The following is a 15,583-nucleotide window of genomic DNA, read 5'->3' as shown; positions in this document are numbered from 1 at the left end:
ACTGCTGTACTTCAGGTCTGCGAACATATTCAGCATCGCTCAAATCGGCGGCCCAAAAAAAGCCCACTGCAATAAGCAGCAGGCTGAGCACGATAAAAAAGCTTGTCATGACTGCACCACGTAAGAACGACACTTGGCCTCACGCAGCTGTTGGCAGGAAACACAGGTGTCTACCCCAGAAAGGGCAATGCGGCGCGCTTCGGGGATCGGTTCCTCGCAGTCTTCACATTTGAAAGCAGAAGGCATAACCGAGAGCTTACGGGCGTTAGCAATCTGTGCATCCAATAGCAGAGCCTGACGCTCTTGTGACAAATCCATGAGGTCGGCCATCAGTGCAACTCCTGCGCTTGATTCTCGATGGCTTCAGCTTCTTGGCGCAGCAGCTCTACAGCTTCAGTTACACTTAGGCCGCCGCACGTGATGTGCGCAGCCAAACGCACCAAGCGAGCCGCCGCAACCTCAGCCTGATTCCTGCGCTCATCCATGCGAGCATCGTTAAGTAAAACAGTCACGGCACTAACATCTTTGCCGCTGGCAGGATCAAACCCGATAATGCATTTATTCATTTTGTTAATTCCTTATTTTAGGCAAAACGATGCCCGGCGGGTTAACGCCAGAATTACGCAATGCCGTTAATTAGTGTTTAATTCGCAATCATCATTACTGATAAAGCGCGGTAAAGTTTTTGATAAATCAATAATGTCATTAAATGCCCATATTAATTTCTGTCGTTCGTTATAACTCATTTCTACAAATTTCATATTGACATGCCGCTCTTTCAGTCCAGCATGAAAACAAAGCGTTCTGCGGATATGCCCCGGTGACTTATCAAAAGCCTCTTGTGCCATATTCTTTCTATTCACGAACAGATCCCGCTTAATCTGCGAAATGCGCCTAATGCCGATAGCTTTTTGGTCATCCGTTGCCAGTAACATATCAACCCCAATTAGCGGCAGAACAAACGGCGCAGCAGTTGCGCAGGTTTTGCAGTAGACAGACCATGCAGCAATGCAGCCTGATCGTGACGTGGCCGCCAACGTTTTCCGCCCGGTAGTTCAATAAAGCCGTTTTCAAAATGGCGCGATGGGCTTTGCTGTTTCAACAGCGGAGCTATAGATATAGGCATATATTCACCCTCCTAATTAATCCATTCGCAACAGTCCACAATGTAGGCAGTTGAGAATGAAATCCGGGTTTTAGCCATGCCCGGCACATGGTTGCTGTGGTAGGATCGAATCGCCAAAAACAATCAACCAACAACGGAGTTATTGCATGTTAGATAGTGATATTGCTGCTATTAAATCTTTACTTTTAGGATTAAATAGAACACTCGACAATATTGAGAAACCAATTCAAAACAACCCCCACGCTGAAGAGCTGAAAGAATTGCATATAGCACTTGGTGTCAAGCTTAATGAAAAAATACCCGTAACCCATAAAACCATTATCGAATTTTTCTGAATACAACCCACGAGGCCTGAAAATGGCCTCACTCTTTTATTTCACCAAGACAAATAAAAGCGTCGAACACCTGCTTAACCTCTTCCATTGGAACTCCTTTCAACCCCATTTTTTTAACTTCTTTACCTAAAGATTTTTGCATCACTCTTAAAAGTCGAGTGCGCTGTTTTGCAGTTGTAATTTGCTCTTTAAGTGCCGCCTCAATACGATCCTTTTTAGCTTCCCGCATAAACTCTCCTTTCATTGTCAAGCCAATCCCGCCGCAGCCCCCAAGCCACCGATAACATCTACGGTTGTGGCCAGAGCCGGATTGGATTGAATACGATTTTGAACGGTCAGGCCGATTAGCGACAAATGGCGGATCGCCGTGTTGACGCTATCGAGTAAAGCGGATTTGCGAGATGCTGTTTTATGGTCGCCGTCTACCGCCGCCGCCGCAACAGAACCTACTGCAGCCGTCGCTTTCAATGCATAGGTTGATATGTTGCCAGCGCATGCCTCATTAACTGGCACTGAAGGTAAACAGTTCAACTGTGCCAGCAAAGCATCTACCAAGCTGGAATCTTCTGTTGCATCAGTGATTGCCAGCAGTTCAGTGCAACTCAGTTGATGCGGTTGTTCTGGATTCAGCTTGTTGCGCAGCATCTGCGGCTTCATGCCTATCTGTTCTGCAATACACACAAGGTTTTGCCGAACAGCAAACTGGCGACACGCCATCTCAAAATGTGGATGTTTTGAAACTTCGAAATCAAACATTCCTCTCCCCTTTTGCGTCTGGCAACATCTCAAACCGTTACCGAAAATTCACATTCCGAGAGTGCATTAAGCGTTAGCTTCACCATATTGATCAGGACTTTCTCTCGTTTTGCACCAGTACCTAAGCGATGACGATATGAAGACAGACGCCCATCGGCGAGCATGTCATCAACGGTATTTTTAGATAAGCCAGTGAGTTCACAGTACTTTTCTATAGTGACGTGCGGTGTATGAACCGTGATTGAAATGTTTTTACGCATAGTGCAAGATCCTCCGATGACCTGTGGCGGGTCGCGTTAAGTGGTGATAAGCGGTTACAAAGGTGTTCCCTTCCAAATTGGAAGTGAATTTAGTACCACAAAATGACAATGTCAATGTAAAAATTGGCAAAATGGAAGTTTATGGAATTCAATCAAGACGCAAAAGCTGCTATCGAAAGGATGGTAAAGGCCTACGGAGTCAAAACTAAACTAGCTTTGTGTGAAGCCTTAGGCATCACGGCTAGTGCTCTTGCGAACAGACAAAACCGCAACGCTTTTCCTGCTGAGTACGTTTTGAAATGTGCCTTAGATACAGGTGCCTCTGTACGTTGGTTAACGTATGGTCACGGTGACGTGTTCGAGCAAACGGTAATTTCAGCCCCGAATGTCTTGGCAGTACCTAGTCAAAAATTACTGAACCGGAAATTGCAGATTGGCGAAACTTTTTTATTAGACAAAGCTTTCCTTCCTGCAGGAATCCAAACTCCTGTTATCATTATCGATGGAGACATTCAATATATAGCAACTCACACTTATGATGAGGTTTATGATGGTACATGGCTTGTCGATATAGATGGAAATATTAGCATTCGCGAAATAGTTCGTATCCCTGGAAATAAAGTAAACGTATCCGACAATAAAAGTACCTTTAGTTGTCCAATAGATGAATTACATGTAATAGCAAAAATAACAATAGCTTGCTCAACACTATGAATAACATTCGCCAACCAAATAAAACAACTCTAAGATATTAAGGAAAGAAATGGAACGATATACAAATAAAATAACTTTCAATGACAGAGATGAATATAAAAGAAGCGACATTGCCAATAAAATAATAACATTAATCACTTCGGAAATTGATACATCCCCGATGATAATTGACGGTGGTTGGGGGACTGGTAAAAGTGAATTTTGTTATAAATTAATAAATTTACTTAATGAAGAGAAAAAAGATTATAAAGTTGTCTACATTGATGCGTTTAATGAAGACCATACTGATGCACCCATATTGACACTTCTTGCCGCCATCGCAACCTTACTTCCACAAGAAGAACGTTCATCTTTAATTTACAAAGCATTACCCGCTTTAAGATTTGGTTTAAAAACCACGCTAAAAGCTGGTGCAAATTGGGTATTAAAACAAAATACTGACCAACTAGCTGAGGATTTTCAAGAGGCAGTTAAAGACTCAAGTAATGCAGCAATAGATGGTACCATTGAAGCTTTATTAGAAGATCACATTGAGTCTGAGAAAAACATTAAAGCCTTAAAAGAAGCATTGATGGAGATATCTAAAGAAACACCAATAGCTATTTTTATTGACGAATTAGATAGATGTAAACCCAGTTTTGCCATATCCATACTTGAGAATATAAAACATGTTTTTGATGTTGAAAATGTTCACTTTATTCTGGTAACCAACACCAGACAATTAGAAGCATCCATTCATCATATATATGGTCACTCCGTTGATGCCAAGCGTTATCTAGATAAATTTGTCAAATTCACCCTTACTTTACCAGAATATTTCAAGCCAGATGATTATAACAATGAACTTTTATCATCTCATCACTGGTCTATCACAGCATCGAAATCTAAATCTCTGGCAATAATTGAAAGACAAGAATCAATATTTATCAGCTCTCTTATAGAGTCTAAAAGGCTATCTTTGAGAGAAGTTGAAACTTTAGCTAGGTATATAGAAATCTATCAAAAGATATCATCAAATCCTATGACAAAAGAGACTGCTCAAGTTTATAAATTTATTTACATTTTAGGGATATTCATCTATTGTTTTGAAAAAGAAATCGCAATAAAAATGTCTCTCGATAGTTTCGATAAAGAAACTATGCTTAAGGCTCTTAATGTAAGCCGTATTAATTATGGTACCAACGGTTATCCTGGATATCTACACGTATTGCTACATGCAATGGCACAAGAATCTGGAAGTGAACCATCTCCAACTCAAGAAATAAAAGGTAGGTGGAATGAGTATGTGAACAACTTATTTAATACGACATATTATCCTGATAGCATATACCAAATACTAGTCAGAGTAATCGATACTCTCCAAATGAAATAAATCATTCCCTATTTAAGTATTTGTATGTTTATTGTTATGAAAACAAACATTGACCACTGTAATTGTATACAGTTAAATACCCCTCAATTTCAAGAGGGGTCACAATGGCAGTTCGGAAACAATCATCCGGTAAGTGGTTATGTGAGTTCTACCCTGCAGGTCGTGATGGCCGCAGGGTACGTAAGCAGTTTGCGACAAAAGGTGAGGCAGTCGCATATGAGCGCTTCACTACAGAGCAAGTAGATACCAAGCCGTGGTTAGGTGAAGCAATTGATCGCCGTAAGCTGAGCGAAGTCGCCAAGCTTTGGTATAACCTGCACGGCCAATCCCTTACTGCTGGCGAACGCACCTACAAGAAATTAGGCATGATAATCGAAGCCCTAGGCGATCCCACTGCTACCACCTTCACAGCTAAAGACTTTGCGCATTACCGCGATAAACGTTTGTCTGGCGAGATCTACTTTTCCGAAAAGTGGAAGAACGGTGCTGAACCCGTAACCGTCAATCTTGAACAAAGCTATCTAAGTGGTATGTTCAGCGAACTAGCCCGGTTAGGCGAATGGAACCAGCCCAATCCGTTGGAGAACATGCGCAAGTTCACTGTTGCCGAGAAGGAAATGGCGTGGCTGACCCATGCACAAATCACAGAGCTGCTAGCAGCCTGCAGCAGAAGCGATTCTGATTTACCTCTTGTAGTCGAGGTGTGTCTCAGCACCGGCGCACGCTGGCGAGAAGCAGAAAATCTCACCCGATCACAGATAACACCGCATAAAATCACATTCATCCGCACCAAGGGCAAAAAGAACCGCAGCGTTCCGATCAGCAAAGCACTGTACAAGAAGTTGAAAGCACGGGGTGATGGTCGACTGTTCAGCGAATGCTATTTCCGCTTTATGACTGCACTTGAGAGCACCAACATTCTGTTGCCCAAAGGTCAGCTTACCCATGTGTTACGCCATACCTTTGCGGCGCACTTTATGATGTCTGGCGGTAACATTCTAGTGCTGCAACGCATCCTCGGCCACCATGATATCAAGATGACAATGCGCTATGCTCACCTTGCTCCTGAGCACCTCGAAACGGCCCTGCAATTCAACCCATTGGCGACGATGCCAAGTGGCGACAAAGTGGCGGCATAGGTTGGCAATCACCGTATTTCCTCACCCCTAATCAATATAAAAACTCTTTATAAATCAACTAACTTATTGATTTTATTATTGTAGTAAGGAAATCGGGTTTTTTGTTGTCTATAACCTTCCGCCCTTACAAAACGGGCCCTCCGGCACGGCCCTGTTTCGCTGATGGCGACAGCCATTTTGCGGGACACAAAAAAACCTGCTTACGCAGGCTTCTTGTTAAATCCAAAGTGATCCCTGATTGCTCCTTGTTGGGTGTGGTGGAGCAATATCAATTTTAACCGGTGATACAATCTGCCGTTGGATATCACGGCTCATGTCAAGGTATCGAACACTGTTCATGTCGGTTTATCCGTGTTGCCGCGGGTGTGCTTATCAACGACAACGCCGTTGGATGAGAACGAGCAGCCGCTATGCTCAATGCTGCCGGCCATCGTGCTGCACTTCCAGCATGCCGGTGGTGAGCTTGCTGGTGCAGCTCACTTCAAACGCATCGAGGATGATTTTGTCAACCTTGACCAACCACTTTGGTACGGGCTGTGATCGACTCGGACGCCTGTATGTTGGCCGTTTTATTCCCGGTCACGCTCATCGCACCAACTTTAGGCTCGTACTCAATCACGGCATCGTCAGGGAAAGTGATATGAATGGCATCAGCCGAGGCCGACGGGGCCAGGAAGTCATCGGAAAAAACCCCGGCAGCACAAAGGTGGTATCCAACTCGCGCAAACACCAAAACCTGCTCACCGACGGATGGAACCGACCATGAGCAGGTACGCCCGGCGCGGCAGGTTAGTCAATTCAGCCAGTCGGTAAGGTTGCCGCCGGTATCGACACGGCAAAGACCGCGCTCAAGGTCGACGGCGTTCACGGTGCCAATGCGGATCAGGTTGTGCAGCAGGCGTTGAATGTCGGATTGATTTTTCATGCTGAAAGGATGCCGCCCGGTGTGGGCGGCGGCAACGTAAGGCAGTTGGGCGATCAGAGGTACAACTGAAGACTAGTTTCGACGAACTCTACTTTACAGAAATCGGCACTTCAAAAGTCGTCTGTTCTTTGTATTCTTCACAGATAATATTGATCCTAACAATTCCTTCACCTTTATTTATAGGAACAAGAATAAAGGAGTCACACTCTGCACTTTTTGTATGCATTACTTTGCTTCTAAAAAACTCTGCTACTGAATCTTTTATATCTATCCACGAATTAACAGATGAAACAGGGAGTTGAAGTGCAGCAGAAAGGATTGATTTATTTACCTTATCAAACCCAGCATTATTATAAATTGATGATGTAGCCCCACCAAGAAAACCTCTGATTCCTGAAAGTGTCCGTTTTATCACGATGGGATTTGCCGGAAATATATTTTCAGGCTCTGAAACCCGACTAGCGTCATATGTCTCTAATGGCACAACAAAGTCAGGGAAAATCATTTCCACGCGAACATTTGATGCACTAACCCTGCCTATATTTCTTATTCTTGGCGTTAATTTTAAACTATCATTAGTTAGTCTATGATAAAAGATAGATGCCTCTCTATATTTTTCAACATCCTCATAAGATGGTAACTTTTCATTATATCGATCAATTTCATCGTGACTAACAGAACCAATGCAATCCATAGGTATATCTGTATACTGCAACCTATTAGGAATTTTTATCTGTTCATAATTTGATGAAGTGGTTAGTATCAACGACTCACTTTCAGACAGGCTAATAATTAATTCTGGAACATTTTGATTTTTATCCATCTCTAAAGCTAAAACCTTCTCTCTTAGCTTTCTGTTTTCATTACTTAACTCAGCAAGCTCTTGAGATATTTCTTTTGAAATCGCTTCACTGCCTCTAACCCAACCAACTCTCGGGGTTCTTTTGAATATTTTCGGAAGAGCAATTGCGACCTTCGTTACTAACTCATCAGGTGTTTCCCAAAAATCGCACATTTTACTTTCCTGTGCCAACGAAATGAAATCATTAAGTTTATTTTGTATTTCCGGATCGTTTTCCCTTTCATCATCAGTTAGTGCTATTTTTCTTGATCGAATGAATGCTAAAATAGGAACTCCTATTTCTTTTGCATATCTATACTCCCTTTCTGTATAGCTAATATTATCTTTAGTTACCACCCCATAACGATGGCCAATAATAACCACGTAATAATCACTAGCATCGATTGTTTCCTTTATTATCTCCCACTGCTCAGAGTCATCAGCACTGAACATCTCCATTCCAACAGGAAAATGATAAATACTTAATATGGCTTCAATGACTTTTTTTCTAGCCTCATGCAAGTCTCTATATGTAGAACTAACAAAGACTTGATATTTTCTATCATCCATAGCATCACTCTAGCGGTTATCTTAAGTAAGATACTTAATAACCGCCATCAATTATGAATGCAACAATTTCCTTTTCAATGTTTGATATATCATCTGAAGAAAATCTCAGTAACGGACGTTCCTCATATTTCACTGGATCACTGTGCAGCGTTGGCCGGTCACGCAGGCCATATAATGGTGCATGTTAACCATTCGTCGCACACGTCCGACAAACTCCACCACGGCATCTTCGTTGCTCCCCTTGGTTTTCATGTAACGGGCGGTGCGCAACTTGCTAAACATCGCCCGATCGCGCAGGCGCTTTTGCTGCGCAACGATTCTTTGCGCACTACGTAGGGAGTGTCGTCCGGAGCTTGCTGGCGCTTGATGTTCTGCTGCAGACCGGCGCGTAACCGTTTGGACACGGCGACAGCCAACGACTTGCGCGATTGCAGCGACAGCTTGGCGATCAGTTCGGCTAGGCGGGCGTCAAAGAGGTTAAACTCGTTCATGCCATTCGCTCACTAACTCGCCATGAACATAGAGCTGTATTGGCCGTGTGACGTTTTCCAGCAACGGAGGTTCAGGCAGGTGCTTAACGTGCAGTGTGCCGCAGCCTTATTCTTTAACCACCACACGCTCGGTTGACAGCGCCGGGTGCGCAGTGATCGCGCCGCCTATGGTCGCCGGGGGCAAATTCCGCGAACTAGATCGCCACCAATGGCAGGGTATGGAATGAGTAAGCGCAAAGGCCGAAAGGCACTCACCTCCCCTGCTCCCGCTACTCAGAGGCAAGACTTTGAGGCGTTCTCCTTTGGAGAGCCTTCACCGGTGTTGGATAAGCGGGAAATTCTGGATTACATCGAATGCACCGGTAACGGCAAATGGTACGAGCCGCCGATCTCGTTCGACGGGCTGGCGCGCAGCGTGCGGGCCGCCGTTCACCACAGCTCACCGATGTTCGTTAAGCGCAACATTTTGGCCTCTACGTTTATCCCGCACCCCATGCTGAGTCAGCAGGAATTTAGCCGTTACGCGCTGGATTATCTGGTGTTTGGTAATGCCTTTTTAGAGGTAAGGAAAAACCAACTTGGCGAACCGCTTTGCCTGCAATGCTCACCGGCAAAATATACCCGCCGGGGTGTTAAACCAGATACATATTGGTTTGTACAAGACTGGAAAGAACCTCACCAATTTGCGCCGGGAAGCGTGTTTCACTTGATTGAACCGGATATCAATCAAGAGCTGTACGGCCTGCCGGAGTACCTGAGCGCCTTGAATTCTGCGTGGCTGAATGAAGCGGCGACATTGTTCCGCCGCAAGTATTACCAGAACGGTGCACATGCCGGTTACATCCTGTATATGACCGACGCGGCACAGAGCACCAGCGACGTCGACAGGATGCGCCAAGCCATGCGAGATACAAAGGGGCTGGGTAACTTCCGCAATTTGTTTATGTATGCACCGAACGGTAAACCCGATGGCATAAAAATCTTGCCGCTGAGTGAGGTCGCCACCAAAGATGATTTTTGCAACATCAAGAATGCTACTCGGGACGATTTGCTAAGTGCTCACCGCGTACCGCCTCAGATGATGGGGATTATACCGAATAATACTGGGGGGTTTGGGGATGTTGAAAAGGCTAGTCAAGTATTTGTACGAAATGAGTTGATCCCTCTCCAAGAAAGAATAAAAGAGATAAATACTTGGCTAGGGAATGATATAATTAGATTTAACTCATATAGTTTTTGATTTTATTTTTTATGCGCGGAAAACCGCGCATAAAATCACTCGCTATCAGAACTTGTTGTCAATGATAAATCTTTTGGCTTAGCCTCATCTTCTTTTTTTACTTTTCCGCTCCGCTTCAACCCAACCTTACTCAACATTGCATCTGCAACATCTGAATTCTCGCTTATAAATTTCTTGAAATTTTCCGATGCTAACATTTCCATTATAGGTGAAGAATGCGATGGTTCATCTATAAATCTGAGTGGAGCCTCTTCTAAACGAGTCAGTGCATTTCCAAATAATCTTTGTGAAAAGTTGTCATCTAATTGAATAGCTTCTCGTCTATACCCTTCATACGCTTTAGATACTGACGCTTTAAACTCATAATCCTCAGCCAATCTAAATCGTTGCCCAATCTGCTTTGTCGCCAGCCATGCGAACCATAATGGAGCCCCTACACTCATAAGTGACATAACGATTTGCACAGTCATTTTGAATGTGGAAGCATTGGGATCGGAAAAATAGTTACTTAGTAACTCAAGCCTAAAGTATCCGACAATGGAAGCAAAAACTAGTGCACCTACAAGCCCGCCAACCCAATAACGAATACTCATATTTAGTTTTTTAGCTTTATCTTCAAAGGCTCCGGCTAAACCTTTCGACGTAGTGGTTCTAAATGCTTCTTCACATTTATCTATGTAATCTTGAGCTTGTGATTTCAAAGCTGACATGTAATCACTGGCTTCTTGTTTACTCTTTCCTAGTAAGGATTCAATCTGATAATCACTTTTGGCACAATCCTTATGAAATTGATTTATATCCTCATGTTTTGATTTAACCTCATCTATTATCTCTATGGATTTTTCCTTTATCTCCATCAACTCTGAATTTGCATCTTTAAGCATATTTAGAGTTGTAGGCAAACTTTCAGCAGCATCATACGCTTCGTTGATTAATCTTATTTTGTTTTCTATATCAGAATTGTCAGATGAGATTTTTTCCAAATTCGATTTATACAACTCAAGTCGAGTTATTATGTTTTTTGGAACAAGAGATCTATCATTTAATTTTTTAAATGAAAAGAAAGTACTTATGTTAAACTTCACAAGCATTAACATCGACATCAAGCTGAATAAAGCCGGACTAGAAACCGAAGCATTTCCATGATTTATATGGGCAATTGTTTGATCAGCGTTACTTATCATCGAAATTGTTTTCTGAATGCTAAGCAGGTCTTCTGAGTCAGGAACATATTTTGTCAATTTATCTAGCTCAGCAGACATCCCAGTTATCATACTTAAAACATCATCAACGCCAAAAGATGGATGCGTGTAGGCACCTTTGTTTATGAATGGATCAGAGCCAATACCTAAATTATTTATTTTATCATGGAGTTCAATCAGTACTGCCTTTAACTGGATAATATTATCGTCCATTCTTACTCATCTCTCATAGGTCTCAAAATTCGAAAATAATTTTCTTGCTAACCAATTGCTTTGAAATAATTTACTTTCTTTCATTTGATTGGGGTCAATGCATAATTAACCTAACATCATAAGCATGAGCGCGCAATGCTATCCCCGCCTCGCCTGCCCGCTTCATGTGTCGCTTTTAATGCATTTGCATGATCCGGCGCGAGCCGCGCCAGCGCTGGAGCCGTAGGGGTAAAATTCACACCGGATCATCACGCGAATTCATGCATCTAATGCATGCATAGGTTTTTTAGCTCAGACTTGAGCCAGCAGCATTTTCTGGCAGCGCACAATCAAATCTGACAATCCGCTCTGGGCGAGGAACGGAAGCTTCTAAGGCATAACTAACGTCGTCTTGTATTAATCAATGGGAAACAGATCAGAGGATCGATGACCAGTGAAGATCCTGCCTCATCAATTATGTATATTGTTTACTTTTGTTGCATCAGCCTGCATAAGGTTTCAAAGAATTTTTCGATTAGAGTGCAAGGCAGAGCGAGTTAGGAGCATAAGGAATGCAATTTATAACAAACGGCCCTGACATTCCTGAGTCTCTTTTGCAGGCTCATGAGGAAGGTCGAGTGGTATTTTTCTGCGGCGCAGGCATCTCATATCCTGCGCGTCTGCCGGGCTTTGAAGGGTTGGTTAAGGAAATTTACCAACGGAATGGAACAAAACCTTCGGAACTTGAACAAGCTGTTTTGGATCGGGGGCAGTATGATGCCACATTAGATCTTCTTGAACGTCGTTTGCCCGGTCAGAGACTTGCCGTTCGTCACGCACTTGTGAGTGCACTGAAACCAAACACCCGCATCAAAGGTGCCGTAGATACTCAGGCAGCGCTGTTACGTTTGGCACGTAATCGTGAAGGGTCACTAAGGTTGGTCACGACAAACTTTGACCGTATTTTTCACGTAGCCGCCAAACGTACTCGTCAGACCTTCCACGAATATTCATCCCCTATGTTACCTATTCCCAAAAATAGCCGATGGGATGGATTGGTCTTTTTGCATGGACTGATACCTGATAGGCCGGATGATACAGCCCTGAACCGGCTGGTTGTTACCAGTGGCGATTTCGGACTAGCATACCTGACTGAACGCTGGGCTGCTCGTTTTGTAAGTGAGTTGTTCCGTAACTATGTGGTTTGTTTTGTGGGGTACAGTATCAACGACCCTGTATTGCGCTACATGATGGATGCATTAGCGGCTGACCGTATGCTGGGTGAAATTACCCCGCAGGCCTGGGCTCTGGGTGATTGCGAACCTGGACAGGAAGAGCAAAAAGCCAATGAATGGGGGGCTAAAGGTGTTACCCCTGTTCTCTATAATGTTCCGGCCGGTAGCAGAGACCATTCTGCCTTACATAAAACCCTGCATGCTTGGGCAGATACATACCGTGATGGGGTCCAGGGAAAAGAAGCGATAGTTGTCAAACATGCTCCCGCACGGCCACAGGATACGACGAGGCAGGACAATTTTGTCGGGCGGATGCTGTGGGCATTATCGGATAAATCAGGATTACCCGCGAAACGCTTCGCTGATTTCGATCCCGTTCCTTCACTGGACTGGTTACTAGAGACATTCAGTCTTGAGACATTTGGGCATGAAGATTTAGCCCGGTTTGGTGTCTCTCCTCAAGAAGAGGTGGATACGAAGCTTCGTTTTAGTCTGGTCCGACGCCCCGCTTCTTACACACGCGCACCATATATGTGTCTGGCCTCATGGGGCTCGACCGATAGTCACTGGGATGACGTGATGACTCACATTTCCCATTGGCTGACACGCCATCTGGACGATCCCCGACTGATTATCTGGATAGCAGAGCGAGGAGGACAACTCCATGAACGCTGTATGTGGCTGATTCAGCAAAAATTAGACAGTCTTGCTACTCTGAAGCTAAACGGGAATGTCGCTGAACTGGATGAAATCCGTTTAAATGCCCCTAAGGCTGTTCCTGGCCCCCATATGTGTACCTTATGGAACCTTCTACTCAGTGAGCGGCTAAAATCAACGGGACATAATTCTGATCTCTATAGCTGGTTTAGTCGGCTTAAAAGAGACGGCTTAACCACTACAATGCGTTTGAAATTGCGCGAATTACTTTCTCCAAAGATTTTATTGAGAAAGCCCATTCGCTGGGATTACGGCGTAAGTGATACTGATGAACCACTTAGCATCAGACACTTAGTCGACTGGGAACTGGTACTCGCCGCAGACCATGTGTACTCCACTCTGGACGAAGAAGCTAAAGGCAACTGGAACACAGTTTTACCTATCCTGCTGAACGATTTTCAACAGCTTTTACGGGATGCGCTGGATCTGTTGCATGAACTGGGTGAGGCTGATGAGTTTAGAGATCGTTCATACTGGGATCTTCCATCCATAATCCCACACTGGCAGAACCGGGGATTTCATGACTGGGTTAGTTTGATTGCGTTGCTGCGAGATTCATGGCTCGCAGTTCGGGCTAATGACATCCCACGCGCGGCAATCATTGCGCAAGGATGGATTGAACTCCCTTATCCTACCTTCAAGCGACTGGCTCTCTTTGCTGCCAGCCATGATGGCTGCATCTCTTCCGAAGAATGGGTTAAATGGTTGTTGATCGATGATTCATGGTGGCTGTGGTGTGTTGAGACCAAACGGGAAGTCAACAGGTTGTTTGTGTTACAGGGGAGGCATCTGAGCGGACTTGCGCAGGAAAACCTGGAAACCGCAATCCTTGCAGGGCCACCACGCAGGATGTACCAGGATAATCTTGAGGATGGAAGGTGGCAATCTATTACTGAACATTCTGTTTGGTTGCATCTGGCTAAACTAAAAACCTCTGATCTGGCTCTGGGAGAAGCGGCAACGGCACGACTGACAGAATTATCCAACAGGTATCCAGCGTGGAGGCTGGCTGACAACGAGCGTGACGAGTTTTCTCACTGGATGAGCGGGACAGGCGATCCGGATTATGAGGACAGCAAAGACATTGAACCTGCCCCCCGAAACCGAAAGGAGTTGGTCATATGGCTCAAAAAAACCGAACCTGAACACCGACCTATGTACGAAGATACTTGGAGAGATGTTTGCCGTACTCGATTATTTCATAGTGCGTATGCACTTTGCGATCTGGTCAAAAGTGATATCTGGCCCACTGATCAATGGCGTGAAGCTCTCCAGACCTGGGCTGATGATGGTCTGGTGTCACGCTCGTGGTATTATGTTGCACCTGTTGTCCAGACCATGCCTGATCATGTTCTTAAGGAGATTATCCATAGTGTGGCATGGTGGATGGAAACGGCTTCTAAGGTTATAAACCACCACAAAGATATACTTATCGGACTCTGTCGCAGAATACTGACATTACCACTCGAAGCTGGTACCGATGCAAATATTGTCAGCAACGGCATTAAATCATACAGCCCGGTCGATGCTGCGATAAATCATCCAGTCGGACATATTACTCAGACTCTGGTCAACCTGTGGTTCAAGCAAGATCCAAATGATAACGAGCAACTTCCCGAATATCTCAAGTCCATTTTCAGTGCACTGTGTGATCCTGATATTGAGCGATTTATACATGGGCGGGTGTTGCTGAGTTCACAGCTGATTGCACTTTTCCGTGTAGACCGCCCTTGGACAGAAGAATATCTTTTACCATTCTTCAACTGGGACAATCCCTTTGAGGCGAAGTCCGTTTGGGAAGGCTTTCTCTGGTCACCTCGCCTTTACCAGCCATTGATGACGGCCTTTAAATCTCAATGCCTTGATAGTGCAAACCACTATACAGAACTCGGCGATCATCGTCAGCAATACGCAACTTTCTTAACATACGCAGCATTAGGCCCGACAGCAGATTACACAACCGAAGAATTTCGTGCCGCTTTTAACGCACTTCCGCCCGAAGGGCTTGAAAAGTGTGCTCTGGCACTCTGTCAGGCGCAAGAAGGGGCGGCTGACAAGAGGGAGGATTATTGGAAAAATCGAGTCCGGCCATTGTGGCAAAAAATCTGGCCGAAATCCCGGGATCTGATCACTTCCCAAATAACCGTTTCACTTGCCCGGCTAATCATTGCTACTGGCGACGAATTTCCCTCTGCTTTGGATGACGTACATGACTGGCTGATACCTGTTGAACATCCATACTATGTCGTACACCGGCTACTTGAATCGGGTCTGTGCATGCGCTTTCCTACCGAAGCAACATTGCTACTGGGTTACATAATTGATAGTGAGAAACGCCAGCGGTTATCTGAGGAGTTTGGTACTTGTCTGGATGACATTATCCAAGCTGCACCAAACCTTGAGCAAGACGTACAATACTCACGGCTAAGAGACTATTACAGGAGGAACAGCACCTGATAGGCGTTCGA

Annotated in this window: 15 protein-coding genes and 3 pseudogenes; 6 read left to right on the top strand and 12 right to left on the bottom strand. The window is 44.5% G+C overall.

The genetic code is table 11. The features are described 5' to 3' along the window. Positions 1-105 precede the first annotated feature (105 nt). From ACTJJ1_RS01885 to ACTJJ1_RS01870, 4 genes are all read right to left on the bottom strand, one after another. Positions 106-330, bottom strand: coding sequence for a TraR/DksA family transcriptional regulator (locus ACTJJ1_RS01885; RefSeq protein WP_440832157.1), 225 nt, complete (start codon positions 328-330; stop codon positions 106-108). Beyond that, positions 330-566, bottom strand: a complete 237-nt coding sequence (locus ACTJJ1_RS01880; RefSeq protein WP_006324472.1) for a DUF2732 family protein — start codon at positions 564-566, stop codon at positions 330-332. The genes ACTJJ1_RS01885 and ACTJJ1_RS01880 overlap by 1 nt, the downstream gene beginning before the upstream one ends. Positions 567-632: 66 nt before the next feature. Continuing rightward, the gene (locus ACTJJ1_RS01875) at positions 633-935 is read right to left on the bottom strand and encodes a hypothetical protein (protein ID WP_440832155.1); all 303 of its coding nucleotides are present in this window, start codon (positions 933-935) and stop codon (positions 633-635) included. Between the two features lie 11 nt (positions 936-946). Further along, positions 947-1,126, bottom strand: coding sequence for a phage filamentation protein Fil family protein (locus ACTJJ1_RS01870; protein WP_006324470.1), 180 nt, complete (start codon positions 1,124-1,126; stop codon positions 947-949). Positions 1,127-1,272: 146 nt separating this feature from the next. Here ACTJJ1_RS01870 and ACTJJ1_RS01865 point away from each other — a divergent pair, with 146 nt between their 5' ends. Next, the gene (locus ACTJJ1_RS01865; RefSeq protein WP_006324469.1) at positions 1,273-1,461 is read left to right on the top strand and encodes a hypothetical protein; all 189 of its coding nucleotides are present in this window, start codon (positions 1,273-1,275) and stop codon (positions 1,459-1,461) included. A 28-nt stretch (positions 1,462-1,489) separates the two neighbouring features. Here ACTJJ1_RS01865 and ACTJJ1_RS01860 read toward each other — a convergent pair whose 3' ends face one another. The 3 genes from ACTJJ1_RS01860 to ACTJJ1_RS01850 are packed head-to-tail and all read right to left on the bottom strand — an operon-like array spanning position 1,490 to position 2,477. Next, positions 1,490-1,690, bottom strand: coding sequence for a hypothetical protein (locus ACTJJ1_RS01860; protein ID WP_006324468.1), 201 nt, complete (start codon positions 1,688-1,690; stop codon positions 1,490-1,492). A 17-nt stretch (positions 1,691-1,707) separates the two neighbouring features. After that, complete coding sequence (locus tag ACTJJ1_RS01855; RefSeq protein WP_440832152.1) at positions 1,708-2,217, bottom strand: phage regulatory CII family protein; 510 nt, start codon at positions 2,215-2,217, stop codon at positions 1,708-1,710. Between the two features lie 29 nt (positions 2,218-2,246). Further along, positions 2,247-2,477, bottom strand: coding sequence for a regulator (locus ACTJJ1_RS01850; RefSeq protein ID WP_440832150.1), 231 nt, complete (start codon positions 2,475-2,477; stop codon positions 2,247-2,249). 141 nt (positions 2,478-2,618) lie between these two features. Here ACTJJ1_RS01850 and ACTJJ1_RS01845 point away from each other — a divergent pair, with 141 nt between their 5' ends. The 3 genes from ACTJJ1_RS01845 to ACTJJ1_RS01835 all read left to right on the top strand — a co-directional run bounded on the left by ACTJJ1_RS01845 (position 2,619) and on the right by ACTJJ1_RS01835 (position 5,702). Further along, entirely contained in the window at positions 2,619-3,191 is a 573-nt protein-coding gene (locus ACTJJ1_RS01845) for a phage repressor protein CI (RefSeq protein WP_440832148.1), read from the top strand. Positions 3,192-3,240: 49 nt separating this feature from the next. Continuing rightward, positions 3,241-4,563: a KAP family P-loop NTPase fold protein gene (locus tag ACTJJ1_RS01840; RefSeq protein WP_440832146.1), complete on the top strand. Its 1,323-nt coding sequence runs from the start codon at positions 3,241-3,243 to the stop codon at positions 4,561-4,563. Positions 4,564-4,667: 104 nt separating this feature from the next. After that, positions 4,668-5,702 (top strand): phage integrase, encoded by a 1,035-nt coding sequence (locus tag ACTJJ1_RS01835; protein ID WP_440832144.1) that lies wholly within the window; start codon positions 4,668-4,670, stop codon positions 5,700-5,702. A gap of 335 nt (positions 5,703-6,037) precedes the next feature. Here the strand turns inward: ACTJJ1_RS01835 and ACTJJ1_RS01830 are convergent. From ACTJJ1_RS01830 to ACTJJ1_RS01815, 4 genes and pseudogenes are all read right to left on the bottom strand, one after another. Next, positions 6,038-6,627, bottom strand: a pseudogene (locus ACTJJ1_RS01830) (phage baseplate assembly protein V). A gap of 88 nt (positions 6,628-6,715) precedes the next feature. Beyond that, complete coding sequence (locus ACTJJ1_RS01825) at positions 6,716-8,038, bottom strand: DUF4062 domain-containing protein (protein ID WP_440832142.1); 1,323 nt, start codon at positions 8,036-8,038, stop codon at positions 6,716-6,718. A 34-nt stretch (positions 8,039-8,072) separates the two neighbouring features. Continuing rightward, positions 8,073-8,529 (bottom strand): annotated as a pseudogene (locus ACTJJ1_RS01820) (phage virion morphogenesis protein). After that, positions 8,516-8,629, bottom strand: a pseudogene (locus ACTJJ1_RS01815) (phage tail protein); the annotation flags it as partial. The pseudogenes ACTJJ1_RS01815 and ACTJJ1_RS01820, both read right to left, overlap by 14 nt. A 123-nt stretch (positions 8,630-8,752) precedes the next feature. Here ACTJJ1_RS01815 and ACTJJ1_RS01810 point away from each other — a divergent pair. After that, positions 8,753-9,769, top strand: coding sequence for a phage portal protein (locus ACTJJ1_RS01810; RefSeq protein ID WP_440832140.1), 1,017 nt, complete (start codon positions 8,753-8,755; stop codon positions 9,767-9,769). Positions 9,770-9,804: 35 nt separating this feature from the next. Here the strand turns inward: ACTJJ1_RS01810 and ACTJJ1_RS01805 are convergent, their stop codons facing one another. After that, on the bottom strand, positions 9,805-11,184 hold the full coding sequence (locus tag ACTJJ1_RS01805) for a hypothetical protein (RefSeq protein WP_440832138.1): 1,380 nt from the start codon (positions 11,182-11,184) through the stop codon (positions 9,805-9,807). Between the two features lie 551 nt (positions 11,185-11,735). Here ACTJJ1_RS01805 and dsr1 point away from each other — a divergent pair. Then, positions 11,736-15,572 carry an anti-phage defense-associated sirtuin Dsr1 gene (gene dsr1, locus ACTJJ1_RS01800; RefSeq protein WP_440832137.1) on the top strand — a complete coding sequence of 1,279 codons (3,837 nt, stop codon included), beginning with the start codon at positions 11,736-11,738 and terminating at the stop codon, positions 15,570-15,572. Positions 15,573-15,583 lie beyond the last annotated feature (11 nt).

Source organism: Serratia sp. 22264 (assembly GCF_052045345.1).
In the GTDB taxonomy this organism is placed as follows: Bacteria; Pseudomonadota; Gammaproteobacteria; order Enterobacterales; family Enterobacteriaceae; genus Serratia; species Serratia plymuthica.
The sequence above is the reverse complement of the archived record's forward strand: the minus strand, read 5'-3'. Positions and strand labels throughout refer to the sequence as shown.

What these genes read in the sequence shown, in the direction of transcription:
- ACTJJ1_RS01835 (WP_440832144.1), top strand. Translation starts at nt 4,668, where the DNA reads ATGGCAGTTCGGAAACAATCATCCGGTAAGTGGTTATGTGAGTTCTAC.
- ACTJJ1_RS01870 (WP_006324470.1), bottom strand. Translation starts at nt 1,126, where the DNA reads ATGCCTATATCTATAGCTCCGCTGTTGAAACAGCAAAGCCCATCGCGC.
- ACTJJ1_RS01855 (WP_440832152.1), bottom strand. Translation starts at nt 2,217, where the DNA reads ATGTTTGATTTCGAAGTTTCAAAACATCCACATTTTGAGATGGCGTGT.
- ACTJJ1_RS01880 (WP_006324472.1), bottom strand. Translation starts at nt 566, where the DNA reads ATGAATAAATGCATTATCGGGTTTGATCCTGCCAGCGGCAAAGATGTT.
- ACTJJ1_RS01810 (WP_440832140.1), top strand. Translation starts at nt 8,753, where the DNA reads ATGAGTAAGCGCAAAGGCCGAAAGGCACTCACCTCCCCTGCTCCCGCT.
- ACTJJ1_RS01875 (WP_440832155.1), bottom strand. Translation starts at nt 935, where the DNA reads ATGTTACTGGCAACGGATGACCAAAAAGCTATCGGCATTAGGCGCATT.
- ACTJJ1_RS01865 (WP_006324469.1), top strand. Translation starts at nt 1,273, where the DNA reads ATGTTAGATAGTGATATTGCTGCTATTAAATCTTTACTTTTAGGATTA.
- ACTJJ1_RS01845 (WP_440832148.1), top strand. Translation starts at nt 2,619, where the DNA reads ATGGAATTCAATCAAGACGCAAAAGCTGCTATCGAAAGGATGGTAAAG.
- ACTJJ1_RS01840 (WP_440832146.1), top strand. Translation starts at nt 3,241, where the DNA reads ATGGAACGATATACAAATAAAATAACTTTCAATGACAGAGATGAATAT.
- ACTJJ1_RS01825 (WP_440832142.1), bottom strand. Translation starts at nt 8,038, where the DNA reads ATGGATGATAGAAAATATCAAGTCTTTGTTAGTTCTACATATAGAGAC.
- ACTJJ1_RS01805 (WP_440832138.1), bottom strand. Translation starts at nt 11,184, where the DNA reads ATGGACGATAATATTATCCAGTTAAAGGCAGTACTGATTGAACTCCAT.
- ACTJJ1_RS01850 (WP_440832150.1), bottom strand. Translation starts at nt 2,477, where the DNA reads ATGCGTAAAAACATTTCAATCACGGTTCATACACCGCACGTCACTATA.
- ACTJJ1_RS01885 (WP_440832157.1), bottom strand. Translation starts at nt 330, where the DNA reads ATGGCCGACCTCATGGATTTGTCACAAGAGCGTCAGGCTCTGCTATTG.
- ACTJJ1_RS01860 (WP_006324468.1), bottom strand. Translation starts at nt 1,690, where the DNA reads ATGCGGGAAGCTAAAAAGGATCGTATTGAGGCGGCACTTAAAGAGCAA.
- dsr1 (WP_440832137.1), top strand. Translation starts at nt 11,736, where the DNA reads ATGCAATTTATAACAAACGGCCCTGACATTCCTGAGTCTCTTTTGCAG.